At 65.5% G+C, this 12,117-nt stretch carries 12 protein-coding genes and 1 tRNA gene; 10 read left to right on the top strand and 3 right to left on the bottom strand.

The window, feature by feature from the left end; all coding sequences use genetic code 11:
- Positions 1 to 81: 81 nt before the first annotated feature.
- Together LGT36_RS11485 and LGT36_RS11480 are read left to right on the top strand one after the other, a co-directional pair.
- A tRNA-Leu gene (locus LGT36_RS11485) sits at positions 82 to 167 on the top strand.
- 220 nt (positions 168 to 387) lie between these two features.
- Positions 388 to 1,998 (top strand): methyl-accepting chemotaxis protein, encoded by a 1,611-nt coding sequence (locus LGT36_RS11480; protein ID WP_226096742.1) that lies wholly within the window; start codon positions 388 to 390, stop codon positions 1,996 to 1,998.
- Between the two features lie 13 nt (positions 1,999 to 2,011).
- Here LGT36_RS11480 and LGT36_RS11475 read toward each other — a convergent pair whose 3' ends face one another.
- Positions 2,012 to 3,073 carry a LacI family DNA-binding transcriptional regulator gene (locus LGT36_RS11475; protein WP_226096743.1) on the bottom strand — a complete coding sequence of 354 codons (1,062 nt, stop codon included), beginning with the start codon at positions 3,071 to 3,073 and terminating at the stop codon, positions 2,012 to 2,014.
- Between the two features lie 165 nt (positions 3,074 to 3,238).
- On the opposite strand from LGT36_RS11475, the gene LGT36_RS11470 reads away from it, so the two are divergent.
- Genes LGT36_RS11470 through gtfA form a run of 5 tightly spaced genes read left to right on the top strand, consistent with a single transcriptional unit; the run spans position 3,239 to position 8,871 of the window.
- The gene (locus tag LGT36_RS11470) at positions 3,239 to 4,627 is read left to right on the top strand and encodes an ABC transporter substrate-binding protein (RefSeq protein ID WP_226096744.1); all 1,389 of its coding nucleotides are present in this window, start codon (positions 3,239 to 3,241) and stop codon (positions 4,625 to 4,627) included.
- Positions 4,628 to 4,634: 7 nt separating this feature from the next.
- Positions 4,635 to 5,609 carry a carbohydrate ABC transporter permease gene (locus tag LGT36_RS11465; RefSeq protein WP_226096745.1) on the top strand — a complete coding sequence of 325 codons (975 nt, stop codon included), beginning with the start codon at positions 4,635 to 4,637 and terminating at the stop codon, positions 5,607 to 5,609.
- Entirely contained in the window at positions 5,606 to 6,430 is an 825-nt protein-coding gene (locus LGT36_RS11460) for a carbohydrate ABC transporter permease (protein ID WP_226096746.1), read from the top strand. The genes LGT36_RS11465 and LGT36_RS11460 overlap by 4 nt, the downstream gene beginning before the upstream one ends.
- Positions 6,427 to 7,398, top strand: a complete 972-nt coding sequence (locus LGT36_RS11455; protein WP_226096747.1) for an alpha/beta hydrolase — start codon at positions 6,427 to 6,429, stop codon at positions 7,396 to 7,398. Before LGT36_RS11460 ends, LGT36_RS11455 begins: the two co-directional genes overlap by 4 nt.
- Before the next feature lie 27 nt (positions 7,399 to 7,425).
- Entirely contained in the window at positions 7,426 to 8,871 is a 1,446-nt protein-coding gene (gene gtfA, locus LGT36_RS11450; protein ID WP_226096748.1) for a sucrose phosphorylase, read from the top strand.
- On the opposite strand, the gene LGT36_RS11445 is transcribed toward gtfA, so the two are convergent.
- Together LGT36_RS11445 and LGT36_RS11440 are read right to left on the bottom strand one after the other, a co-directional pair.
- Positions 8,852 to 9,259, bottom strand: coding sequence for a YchJ family protein (locus LGT36_RS11445; RefSeq protein WP_226096749.1), 408 nt, complete (start codon positions 9,257 to 9,259; stop codon positions 8,852 to 8,854). The genes gtfA and LGT36_RS11445 overlap by 20 nt on opposite strands.
- Entirely contained in the window at positions 9,256 to 9,897 is a 642-nt protein-coding gene (locus LGT36_RS11440) for a hypothetical protein (RefSeq protein WP_226096750.1), read from the bottom strand. The genes LGT36_RS11445 and LGT36_RS11440 overlap by 4 nt, the downstream gene beginning before the upstream one ends.
- Before the next feature lie 35 nt (positions 9,898 to 9,932).
- Between LGT36_RS11440 and LGT36_RS11435 the strand changes: the two genes are divergently transcribed.
- The 3 genes from LGT36_RS11435 to rfbA are packed head-to-tail and all read left to right on the top strand — an operon-like array spanning position 9,933 to position 12,090.
- Complete coding sequence (locus LGT36_RS11435; protein WP_226096751.1) at positions 9,933 to 10,304, top strand: RNA-binding S4 domain-containing protein; 372 nt, start codon at positions 9,933 to 9,935, stop codon at positions 10,302 to 10,304.
- Between the two features lie 41 nt (positions 10,305 to 10,345).
- A complete protein-coding gene (locus tag LGT36_RS11430) occupies positions 10,346 to 11,215 on the top strand; it encodes a glycosyltransferase family 2 protein (RefSeq protein WP_226096752.1) in 870 nt (289 codons plus the stop codon).
- A 5-nt stretch (positions 11,216 to 11,220) separates the two neighbouring features.
- Complete coding sequence (rfbA, locus tag LGT36_RS11425; protein ID WP_226096753.1) at positions 11,221 to 12,090, top strand: glucose-1-phosphate thymidylyltransferase RfbA; 870 nt, start codon at positions 11,221 to 11,223, stop codon at positions 12,088 to 12,090.
- The last annotated feature ends 27 nt before the right edge of the window (positions 12,091 to 12,117 follow it).

The following is a 12,117-nucleotide window of genomic DNA, read 5'->3' as shown; positions in this document are numbered from 1 at the left end:
TCCTCGCTTCTCATCGGCAGCAGCGGGCTGGTCGTAAGCATTCGTGGGGCGCAGGCGCTGCGTGTTAGGCTTTCCCGGCGCGCGCGAGTGGCGGAACGGCAGACGCGCTGGCTTCAGGTGCCAGTGTCCGAAAGGGCGTGGGGGTTCAAATCCCCCCTCGCGCACCAACGAGGGCCCCCGAGAAATCGGGGGCCTTTCTTGTGCGCTCCCTTCGTGTCGGATGCTTTGGTGCCCTGGTCTCGTCTGGCCAGCCGCCCCGCATGCCCCCCAAACAGGTGCCCCCCAAACTGGGGGCAATTTCCTTACCGTGGGGGGCATTCGGACGATCTTGAGGTTGCGCAGGATATCCGCCTGGGCGTCCTCACAGCACCGCCAGGAGTACCCCTCATGAAGAACGTCTCGAAGTTACGCGGCAAGGCACGCATGTCCCTGACCGCTCAGATTCTGAGCGCCGTGGGTGGCGGCCTGCTCGCACTCGTGGTGGTGGGAACCGTGGCATCGGTCCAGATGGCAAGCATCGACGCGGAGACGCGCCACATGGTGACGGATCAAGAAGTGATGAGCGCGAGCATCCTCAACCTGCAGAATGTGCTGTGGGCTGCCCGCCAAAGCGCGGGCACCGTAGCCTCATATCCCGTTGAAGACCGACCGGAGCAACTGGTCAAGCTTCGCGAGAACTACGCGAGGTTCGACACGGCGCTCGCGGAGTTCGGCGCCTCCTACGAGGCCACTTTTGGTCACGCTCCCCAGGGACTCGACGTTGTTCAGACTCAGTGGATCGCATACCAAGACGGGATCCTCAACGAGTTCATTCCTGCCGCCATCGACGACGACCTGGATTTGCTCAAGTCGGTGCGCGAAGGTGGTATCCGCGCTGCAGGAACCGACCTGGTGGCAGCAGTGGGCCAGTTGACGGAAGACGTCAACGCCGAATTGCTGATTCAGGAAGACGCGAATACAGCCCGATCGAGCGCCGTGCGTACCCTAGTCCTCGTGCTCGTCGTCGTGGGCACGGCTGGCGCGGCAGTGCTCGGTTGGGCAGTCGCCCGCCGCATTGGCCACGGCGCCAAGGCCGTGAGCGCCTCGCTTGAGGCGATGGCCAAGGGGGACCTCACGCAGACGGCCAAGGTCACATCGAGGGACGAGATCGGCGACATGGCGCTCGCCTTGGCGACGGCTCAGACATCGTTGCGAGAGACGATGGCCGAGGTCGTGGCCTCCGCGCAGACGGTGGCCGCCGCGGCGGAAGAACTGTCGGCGGCCAACAGCCAGGTGGCCGCCGGTTCCCACGAGACCTCAGCGCAGGCCGACGTCGTCGCTTCCGCTGCACAAGAAGTGAACCGCAGCGTCCAGGCGATCGCGTCAGGCGCCGAGCAGATGGGCGCCAGCATCAAGGAGATTGCCCACAACGCCAACGAGGCCGCGCGCATCGCGTCTCAAGCCACGGGAGTGGCGGCCTCAACCAACGAGCAAGTGCGCCGCCTGGGAGAGTCCTCACAAGAGATCGGCAACGTCGTCAAGGTCATCACCGGCATTGCGGAACAGACGAACCTGCTCGCGCTCAACGCGACCATCGAGGCGGCACGAGCCGGCGAGGCCGGCAAGGGCTTCGCGGTGGTCGCGAGCGAGGTCAAGGACCTCGCTCAGGAGACGGCACGCGCCACCGAAGATGTGGCACGGCGTGTCGAGGCGATCCAGCAGGACACGGGCAGTGCCGTCAAGGCCATTGCCGAGATCACCGACATCGTGAAGGAGATCAACGATTTCCAGATGACGATCGCCTCCGCAGTCGAGGAGCAGACCGCGACTACCAACGAGATGAGCCGCGGCGTGACGGAGGCCGCGACCGGCTCCGGCGATATCGCGCTCAACATCTCGGCCGTGGCATCGTCCGCTTCCGACGCCTCCAACGTGCTCGAGCAGATGGGCATGTCGGTTTCGGAGTTGGCGGAACTGTCGGCCAATCTGCGGGCCAAGGTGGAGATGTTCCAGTACTAGCGGCTGGAGAGCCTCACGCCCTGGGCGGCCCTAGCGACTCCCGGTCACGCATCGGCATCGGAATGAGGTGAGTGCCTCCTTCAGACGTCGCCGATCCTTGAGCGCGCTCGAGCTCGATCTGGGTGATCAACAAGTCGGCTGCGCGCTTGCCCATGCTCCTGTGAGGGAGGGCGAAGGTCGTAAGGCCCGGTCGCAGCCAACTGGCGATGGACGCGTCGTCAAAGGACACCACGGACACGTCCTCGGGAATGCTCAAGCCTCGTTCTTGGAGCGCTTGGTAAGCGCCCATCGCGAGGCGGTCGTTGAAGCAGATCAGTGCGCCAGGCTGGTGGTCCTTCAGCAGCTCGCTGACAATGAGCCAGCCCTCTTTTGGCAACCACTGATGCGCGATATGCCCCGATGCAGGTTCAAGCCCGTGCTCGGCCATCACGCTCAGGATTCCCGCCCGACGTTGGACGCCAGCGAGTGCACGCGCAGGCACCCCTTCCGGTCCAAGTCCCGCACCCACGAGGTGAATGTCGCGGTGGCCGGCGTCGAGAAGGGCTTGAGCGGCCTGGCGCCCAGCCTCATGTTCGTCGGGAAGCACGACTGGCAGGTTGGTTGCAGAGGTGGGGCCGATGTTGAGCAACACGGCCGGGGTGCGCTCAACCGCTGGCGGGATGTCACGTTCCTGAGTGAACATTGACGCGAGGATGAGCCCGTCAACCTGGCGGTCGAACATGGCGTCAAGCAGCAAGTGCTCTTGAGTGAGGTTTCCGCTCGTCTCGGCGACAAACACCATGAAGCCGCGGTCCCTGGCGGCCTCGATGGCGCCCTTGATCATGTCGCCAGCGAGGCGAGACGAGGCGACGGAGTCCGACACGAAGCCAAGCGTGCTGGTCACACCCTTGCGCAGGCCGACGGACATGGCGTTGGGGCGATACCCCAGCTCGACGGCCTTGGCCTTGACGCGCTCTTGGACCGTCTGAGAGATGCGTACGTCGGTGCCGCGGCCCGAGAGGACGAGCGAGGCCGTCGAGACCGCGATGCCAGAGGCCGCCGCAACGTCGGCGAGCGTCACGCGCTTCGCTGCCACTGGGCCTCCTTTGGTCTCCCTGCGGCGAGAACTGTTACATCACTGTGACCGAATCGACGCCTGCCTGAGTTGACATTATGCATGCCGATGGGCGAATCTCTTGTTGCTAGTTCGATTTAGCAACGGCCAATCACTTCATGTGAGCCTCGAAAAAGGGAGACAACGATGTCCTTCATTCCCAAGACCAGCCATCCGGCGGGTGCCAGGCGGCCTGCCGCTATCGCGCTCGGCCTCGCTGGCGCTCTCTCCATGGCGGCCTGCACCCCGCCAGGAACCACAGACGACGAGCCGACGGTCGACTCCACCGCGGTTGCCGCTCCAGTGACCGGCGATGCGCCCTCCTGCGGCGCCGATCCGGTCACGCTTGAGGCGTACGTCGAGACGGGCTTCCCTGTGTTCAACGAGCTCACGGCGGAGTTCGAGAAGCAGTTCCCCAACGTCACGTTCAACACCCGTGAAGACCAGTTCGCCGTGATCACGCAGAACGCGCCTCGCGTTCTTGTCGACTCCCCGCCAGACCTCATGCGCTTGCCTCAGGTTTCCGAGCTCGCCAAGGACGGGCTGCTGTACGACCTCGACGAATACGCGGCAGCCTTTGGGTGGGACGAGTGGCCCTCTTCGCAGCTCGAGCAGATGCGCGTCAACGCCGACGGACAGCGTGGCGACGGCCCCCTGTACGCCATGGGCATCAACTTCTCCATGACCGGCGTGTTCTACAACAAGGAGCTCGCGGCGCAGATCGGCATGACCGAAGCACCAAAGACGCTTGAGGAGTTCGACGGCTACTTGCAGGCAGCCAAGGACGCAGGCATCACGCCGATGGCGCAGTTCAATGGCGGCGCCACGGGAGGCCTCGCGTTCCCTCTGCAGGCACTGATGGCGTCCTATGGCGACCCCAGCGAGATCAACTCGTGGATCTACCAGCGCGAGGGCGCGACGATCGACACTCCGGCCAACCTCGAAGCGACCGAGCACCTCAACAGCTGGATCGAGGCAGGCTACTTCGCGGATGACATCAACTCGATGGACTACTCGCAAATGATGAGCCGGTTCATCGGCGGCGAGTCGCTGTTCATCTTTAACGGCGACTGGGAGTCGGGCAACCTCGACGCCCAGATGCCTGGCAACGCAGGATTCTTCCTGATGCCCCCGCTCGAAGAGGGAGGCCAACTGGGAGCCATGTCGGCGCCTTTGACCTACGGCATCTCGGCCAACGCAGCGAGCCCTGACTGCGCGGCGTTCTTCCTCAACTGGGTCGCGACCGACGAGACCGCGCGGACCATCGACATCGAGGTCGGCGGATCGCACCCCATGGGCCCGACAGACGCGTTCATGCCTGACATCGACCCAGCCTCCGTGACCGCACAGACACTCGCGGCCGGTGCGACCGTTGGCGAGAACAACGGCGCGATGGACTTCATCGCGAACGCAACGGGAGCGATCTACGCCAAGGGCTGGACGCCGAACCTGCAGAAGATGTTCGCTGGTGAGCAGACCCCAGAGGGCCTCCTCGCTTCTGTCCAGGCCAGCTACGAGGACGAGATCGGCGGCTGATTTCACTATGACTGCATCCAGGCGAACGGGCACCAGCCTCAACCGCCGCCCGTCCGTCTCGGAGCCGTCGCTCACCCCCGAGGCCCGGCGTCGCGCGGACCGCGCGCGACGCCTGCGCCGCGGGCTGCCAGGTCTCGCGCTCGTGGCACCGGCCGCCATCGTGTACGCGGTGTTCGTACTGACCCCTCTCGGCGCGACCATTCAGTATTCGTTCTACGAGTGGGACGGGATCACCCAAGCCACGTGGATCGGCTTCGACAACTATGCGCGGCTCTTCACCGACGAGGAACTCTTCGGCTCCATCCTCAACGCCTTCCAGCTCATCCTCTACTTCTCGCTCGTTCCCGTCACGCTCGGCCTGATTGCGGCTGCGCTGATCAGGAAGTTCGGAACGAGCCGCCTCGCGCTCGTGTCGCGTACCGTGCTGTTCCTCCCGCAGGTCATTCCGCTGGTCGCGGCAGGCATCATGTGGACCTGGCTGATGGCTACCGATGGCGCTGTCAACCAGTTCTTCAGGCTGATCGGCCTTGGCGACGTCACCCGCGCATGGCTGGGGGACTTCGACACAGCCCTCCCCGCCGTCGGCGTCATCGGCGCATGGGTCTCACTCGGCCTGTGCATGCTGCTGCTCCTCGCGGGCATGACCAAGATCGACCCCGCGCTTTACGAGGCCGTGCGCCTCGATGGCGCCGGGCCCGTCCGGGAGTTCATGGCGGTGACCTTTCCCGCCGTGCGGCAAGAACTTGGAGTCGCCATCACCATCACGGTGATTAGCGCGCTCAGAAGCTTCGACATCATCTACATCTCGACCCAAGGAGGGCCAGGAAACAGCACTCTGGTGCCCGGACTCGAGATCTACTACCTCGCGTTCCTCCAACGCGAGATCGGTCAAGCCTCGGCGCTCGCCGTCGCCCTGACCGTGCTCGTGCTCGCCGTCGTGTTGCCGCTCCATCGCCTCGCTCGCGGAAAGGAAGAATCGTGAAAACCTCTGCCCGCGAGCTGTGGCTCGGACGTGGCCTTCTCGTCTTCGTCATGTTCATCACGATCATTCCGTTCGTCAGCCTCTTTGTGACGGCACTGCACGAGCCCGGGACCTACCCCGCGGGACTCGAGTGGCCAGAGGACCCGCACTGGGAAAACTTTGGCAACGCCTTCCAAGCGGCCAACATGGCGGCGTTGCTCAAGTCGAGCTTTCTCATCGAGCTGGGCGTCGTTCCTGCCGCCGTGCTCATCGCGACGCTCGCCGGATTCGCGCTCGGTCATCTCAAGGTGCCGTTCCGTCGCACGCTCTTCATCATCTTTGTGTTGGGGCTGACGCTTCCCTTCGAGGGAATCATCGTGCCGCTGTACTACCAGATCCGCGGATATGGCCTGTTAAATACGCAGTGGGCGATCATTCTGCCGCTGCTCGGTCTCTTCATGCCCTTTGCCGTGATGTGGATGCGCGCGCACTTTGTCAACATGCCCCAGGACCTCTCAGAGGCCGCCAGGGTCGACGGCGCATCCACGTGGCAGCTCTTCTGGCGAGTGCACGTGCCGTTGTCGATGCCGGCGATCTCCTCGCTCGCGATTCTGCTGTTCCTGTGGACCTGGAACCAGTTTCTACTCGCCATCGTGTTGGTAGACGACCCCACCAAACGCACCATGGCGGGTGCTCTTGGGGCCTTCCAGGGACAGTGGGGCACGGACATCCCAATGCTGTGTGCAGGGTCGCTCCTGATCCTGACGCCGACGCTGTTGGTGTTCCTCGCCTTCCAGCGCCAGTTTGTCGCCGCGCTCCTTCAAGGTGCAGTCAAGGGATGACCGATGTGACAGCGCGGCCGCCGTTCGACGCGGCGGTCGCGAGAGCCCTTGATGAATACGGCGACGCCGTGGTGACCGGCATGACCGACGCCGATATCCCACACGTGCGAGCGCTCGCCGCACCGTTCTCGATGGCCGAGCTGACCATGCACGGCGCCTTTGCACGGGAAGAGCGCACCGTGACAAGGCCGTCGGACGGCACTGGGCTTTCCGTCGTCGTCTATACGCCGGTGGATGCGCGACGACCGCTGCCGGTGTTGCTTCACCTGCACGGCGGGGGCCTCATCGCTGGCCAGGCAGACTCGGACACTCCCGGACTGCTTCAAGGCGTCGCCGACGCCGGTTGCGCGCTGGTGGTCGTCGACTACCGCCTGGCCCCTGAGCATCCCTTCCCTGCCGCCCTTGACGACGCGACCACGGCCTTGGCGTGGCTTGCCAGCGACGACGCGCCGCCGCTGCTCGATGGCTCACGCATCGTCTTATCTGGAGTGAGCGCTGGCGGGGGGCTCGCGGCGACCGCGGCGCTTTATGCCAGAGACCACGACGGCCCACCCCTCGCGGGTCTTCTGCTCATGTGCCCCATGCTCGATCACAGGAGCGACTCGCCGTCCGCCAGGCAGATGGAAGGCACCGGCTCGTGGGATCGCACGGCCAACGCGACCGGATGGCGGGCCTACTTGGGGCAGGACCCCTCGGAAACCGCCCCGCCTCCCTACGCATCGGCGGCCTCGTGCGACGATCACCGCGGCCTGCCCCCGACCTTCATCGACGTCGGATCGGCGGAAACCTTCCGCAGCGAGTGCGTGAGTTTTGCCGACGCCATCTGGACGGCGGGCGGTGACGCCGAACTCCACGTGTGGCCAGGTGGTGCACACGGGTTCGACTTCCTCGCGCCGTGGGCGCGCATGGCTCGCGATGCACGAGCGGCGCGGACGGCCTGGTTGCGCCGAGTGCTTTCTCGTTCCTAGACCTGACTCAGCGCCAAGGAGTGCCTCATGACTCAACCCCGCACAGACGGACCGCAGTTGATCGCGTACCTCGACAGGTGCGGCGGCTCGGTGCGCGCGCTTCACGACCTCTTGGAGGGCCCCCTCACAGGCGCCTTCGCGGGGGTCCACCTCTTGCCCTACTTCACGCCGTACGACGGAGTCGACGCTGGCTTCGATCCGCAGGACCACACCGCCGTGGACCCACGGTTGGGCACGTGGGACGACGTTCGCTCGCTCAGCGACCACCACACGGTGATGAGCGACGTGATAGTCAACCACGTCTCCGCCGAGTCTCCCCAATTCCAGGATGTGGTGCGCCGGGGGGATCAGTCGCCGTGGGCCCCTATGTTCCTTACGCTTGATGCGGTGTTTCCCGGTGGCGCTACGGAGAGTGACCTCACCCGCATCTACCGCCCGCGGCCAGGCTTGCCGTTCACTCCCATCGAGTGGGCGGGCAAGAGGCGGCTCGTGTGGACGACGTTCACGCCCGAGCAGATCGACATTGATCTGAGGACGCCTCAGGCGTGGGAGTACCTCGAGTCGGTTGTCGACGCCCTGACATCCGGCGGGGTGACGATGCTGCGCCTCGACGCGGTGGGCTACACCGGCAAGGAGACCGGCACCGATTGCTTCATGACGCCATCGACCAGCGCCTACACGCAACGGATCGTCGCCATGGCCCATGAGCGCGGTGCCAAGGTGTTGCTGGAGGTTCACGGCCACCACAGCCAGCAAATCGAAATCGCCAAGAGCGTCGACCTGGTCTACGACTTTGCGCTGCCGCCGCTCGTCCTCCACGCACTCCACGCCCGCGACCTCGAACCGCTCAAGCAGTGGTTCGCGATACGACCAAAGAACGCGGTCACCGTCCTCGACACGCACGACGGCATCGGCATCGTCGATGTGGGTGAGAGCGACTTGGCGCCCGGGCAACCGGGTCTGCTGGAGCCGCGCCAGATCGACGCGCTAGTGGACTCGATCCACCATGCCAGCCACGGCACGAGCCTGGCAGCGACCGGGGCTGCCGCCTCGAACCTCGATCTCTACCAGGTCAATTGCACCTTCTACGATGCGCTTGGTCGAGACGACGATCGCTACCTCCTTGCCCGCCTCATCCAATTGATGACCCCGGGCATCCCGCAGGTGTACTACGTGGGACTGTTCGCTGGCACCGGCGACATGGAGTTGCTGAAACGCACCGGCGTGGGGCGCGACGTGAACCGGCACCACTTCTCTGCCGAGCAGATCGAGTCGGCGCTTGAGCGGCCCATCGTCGCCGCCCAACTCGACGCCATGAAGTTGCGCAACACCCACCCTGCCTTCGACGGCTACTTCTCGTTCGAGACCGCGGGAACCGCAGGGGTGATGCGCTGGACAAAGGACGATGCCAGCGTGGTCCTGACGTTTGACGTGGCAGACGCGAGCTTCGACCTCAAGGTCTCTGACGACTAGCCGCGGGACCGAGGTCGCCATCGACGTACTGCCAGCCAACGGGCTCACGCACAAAGCGACTGGTCTCTTCGATCACGGCGACCACGCCGTCGGCGCCTTGATAACGCGCCACGAACGACACGGTGCCCGACGCGTCGCCCTCGCCGCCCGCGCTGACTGACTTCACCTCGAGTTCAAGCCATACGGCGTCGTCCAGGTCGAGAGCCGCTGGCCGTGTGGACGGGTTCCACGTGCTCAGCAGGTACCGGGCGTCGCGGCGCACGTAGGCGGTGTACCTGGACCTCATGAGGGCTTCCGCGGTGGGGGCGGCAGACTCGCCGCGAAGGAACGGGCCGCAGCACTCGCGGTACGTCGCGCCCGAGCCGCACGGGCACGGCGGGCCGGTCACGCCGGAGTCTTGAGCTCTCGCACCCACTGCTCGCCCTCGAGCCGGAATCCCGCGCGGCGAAGGTACTCCACGTCCGTCGCGCGATGCGGCGTCAGGGTGAGAGTGCGGAAGCCTGCGCCGGGAAGCGCGCCGGAGTCGCGGTACACGAACTGTCCAGGCGTGAAGTTACGGAAGCGCGGCTTGACCCAGTCGAGTTCGACCTCGCCTTTGCCATCCCCCAAGTCCCTGACGGCGACCACGCCGACGGCTTCATCGCCGCGCACCACCAAGAGCGTGAGGCGCGAACCAGCACCCTCACCAGGGTCGGCGACAAAGCCGGGTTGGTGCGCCTGGATGTCGTCGGCGTGCACGTCGAGCACGTGGCGCAGGTAGGCGTTGTCTGGATCAACGGTGAGCGCCTGGAACACTCCTGGATCGCTGGCCTCGCGATGCAACCGGAGCAGCCAGTACACGTTGATGATGGCTATGGCGCCGTTCATGGCCGCGAAGGGCCACACCTCGATGACCGCGTTGTAGAAGGTCGCGACGACGGAACCCGTCAGGTTCATCCACCTGAACCGCAGCACTTGCGATTGCGTGAGTGATACGACGATGAGGATGGATCCGATCCATCCGATGATCTCCAAGACTGTTTGCACCCACCAAGCGTACGTTGCTGGCTTAGTCTCGGGGGATGGTCACCGGGTCAGTGCGCGCCGATGCATGGGTGTGGGCTGTGCGCCTGTACAAGAGCCGCACTCAGGCCACGATGGCGTGTCGCGCGGGTCACGTGCGCGTCAACGGGGATCGCGCCAAGGCCGCCACCCACGTGAAGGTGGGCGACCGCGTGGTGGTGCGCGCTGGGGGTATCGACCGAGTGGTCGAGGTCAGGCAGTTGCTGGCGAAGCGCGTGGGGGCTGAGCCGGCCGCGGCGGCATACGTCGACCACACCCCCGCACCTCCGCCGCCCGAGTTTGTCGCGCCCCCTGCGCTCCGCGATCGCGGCTCTGGCAGGCCCACCAAGAAGGAGCGCCGTCAGCTCGACAAGTTGCGGGGCCGGCCGTAGGGGCGCCAGGTGTGGCACCGCAACGGATTAGGCTCGGGGACATGCCCAAGCCTTCCGCCGATGTGGTCGTCGTGACATACAAGCCCGGCGACACCATCGCGTCGTTCCTCGCCTCCGCGGTGGGTGCGGATGGCGTCGCGAGCGTCACCGTGGTCGACAACGCTTCGGGAGACGACGTTGCCGAGAAGGCGGCGGCCGACGCTGGCGTCGGCTTTGTCCAGACGGGACGCAACGGTGGTTACGGGACCGCCGCCAATGTCGGCGCGCGGCAGGGTGGTGCCGAGTGGATTCTGGTCTCCAATGCCGACATTGTGCTCGAGAGCGGCGCCGTGGCAGCGATGCTCCACACGGCCGCCTCCGATGCCGCGATCGGTGCCGTGGGGCCGCGGGTGCAAGAGGTTGACGGCTCCACGTATCCGTCGGCGAGACCGCTGCCGACGTTCCTGCTCGGCACCGGCCATGCGCTCTTTGGAAAGGCCTGGCCGCGCAACCCGTGGACGCGTCGGTACAAGCTTGATCTCGACCCCGCCGGGGGAGAAGTGGAGGCGGGGTGGCTGTCGGGATCGTGCTTCCTGGTGCGGCGCACCGCTTGGGAACGGCTGGGCGGATTCGACGAGCGGTTCTTCATGTTCTTTGAGGATGTCGACCTCGGAAGGCGTCTTAGTGAGGCTGGGTACCGGCAGGTGTGGATCCCGCAAGCGGTGGTGACGCATCTCGGCGGACACAGTTACCGATCGGATCCCGCGCCCATGCTGAAGGCGCATCACGAGTCGGCACGCCGATACGTCGCCGGCGCCTATCCGCACTGGTGGCAGGCGCCGCTTCGCGCCGTCGTGACCGCCGGATTGGCCGCTCGACAAAGGGCGGAAGTGGCCGCTGCTCGCAAGAGGTTGACGGCTCGGGCAGACTAGTGCCCATGCGTGGCATCATCCTGGCTGGCGGTTCCGGCACCCGACTGCACCCGATCACCGTGGGCGTGAGCAAGCAACTCGTCCCCGTCTACGACAAGCCGATGATCTACTACCCCTTGTCGACACTGATTCTCGCGGGCATCAGGGACGTGTTGGTCATCACGACGCCCCATGACGCCGAGCAGTTCGAGCGCCTCTTGGGCGATGGCTCCCAGTTCGGCATCTCGATCTCCTACGCACAGCAGCCCGAACCGAATGGCCTGGCGCAGGCCTTCACGATCGGTGCCGAGCACGTGGGTAACGACAGCGCAGCGCTCGTGCTTGGGGACAACATCTTCTACGGCCACGGGCTCGGCTCGCAGTTGCAGAGGTTCTCCGACATCGACGGCGCGGCCGTCTTCGCCTACCGTGTGGCGGATCCCACCGCGTACGGCGTGGTGGAGTTCGACGCCAACGGCAAGGCGATCTCGCTCGAAGAGAAGCCGGCCAACCCCAAGTCGAACTACGCGGTGCCTGGCCTCTACTTCTACGACAACGACGTGATTGAGATCGCGCGGGGCCTCAAGCCGAGCGCCCGCGGCGAGTACGAAATCACCGACGTCAACAGGCACTACCTCGACGCTGGCAAGCTCCAGGTGGGCGTGCTCCCTCGCGGCACGGCCTGGCTCGACACCGGTACCTTCGACTCCCTCCTGGACGCGAGCCAGTTCGTCCAGACGGTGGTCCACCGCCAGGGCATGAGCATCGGCGCCCCAGAAGAGGTGGCGTGGCGTCGCGGCTTCTTGAGCGACGACGAACTTCGCGAGCGGGCGGAGAAGCTCACCAAGTCTGGTTACGGGCAGTACTTGCTCAAGGTGCTGGACGAGGGCCGGTAGCCCGGCTGCTGCCAGCGCGGCGGCGCA

Origin of the sequence: Demequina sp. TMPB413 (assembly GCF_020447105.2) — a bacterium.
Classification (GTDB): Bacteria; Actinomycetota; Actinomycetes; order Actinomycetales; family Demequinaceae; genus Demequina.
This window is presented reverse-complemented; position numbering and strand designations above follow the sequence as displayed.

Excerpts from the sequence above, each read along its gene's own strand:
- LGT36_RS11480 (WP_226096742.1), top strand. The coding sequence starts at position 388 with ATGAAGAACGTCTCGAAGTTACGCGGCAAGGCACGCATGTCCCTGACC.
- LGT36_RS11470 (WP_226096744.1), top strand. The coding sequence starts at position 3,239 with ATGTCCTTCATTCCCAAGACCAGCCATCCGGCGGGTGCCAGGCGGCCT.
- LGT36_RS11465 (WP_226096745.1), top strand. The coding sequence starts at position 4,635 with ATGACTGCATCCAGGCGAACGGGCACCAGCCTCAACCGCCGCCCGTCC.
- LGT36_RS11455 (WP_226096747.1), top strand. The coding sequence starts at position 6,427 with ATGACCGATGTGACAGCGCGGCCGCCGTTCGACGCGGCGGTCGCGAGA.
- gtfA (WP_226096748.1), top strand. The coding sequence starts at position 7,426 with ATGACTCAACCCCGCACAGACGGACCGCAGTTGATCGCGTACCTCGAC.
- LGT36_RS11435 (WP_226096751.1), top strand. The coding sequence starts at position 9,933 with ATGGTCACCGGGTCAGTGCGCGCCGATGCATGGGTGTGGGCTGTGCGC.
- LGT36_RS11430 (WP_226096752.1), top strand. The coding sequence starts at position 10,346 with ATGCCCAAGCCTTCCGCCGATGTGGTCGTCGTGACATACAAGCCCGGC.
- rfbA (WP_226096753.1), top strand. The coding sequence starts at position 11,221 with ATGCGTGGCATCATCCTGGCTGGCGGTTCCGGCACCCGACTGCACCCG.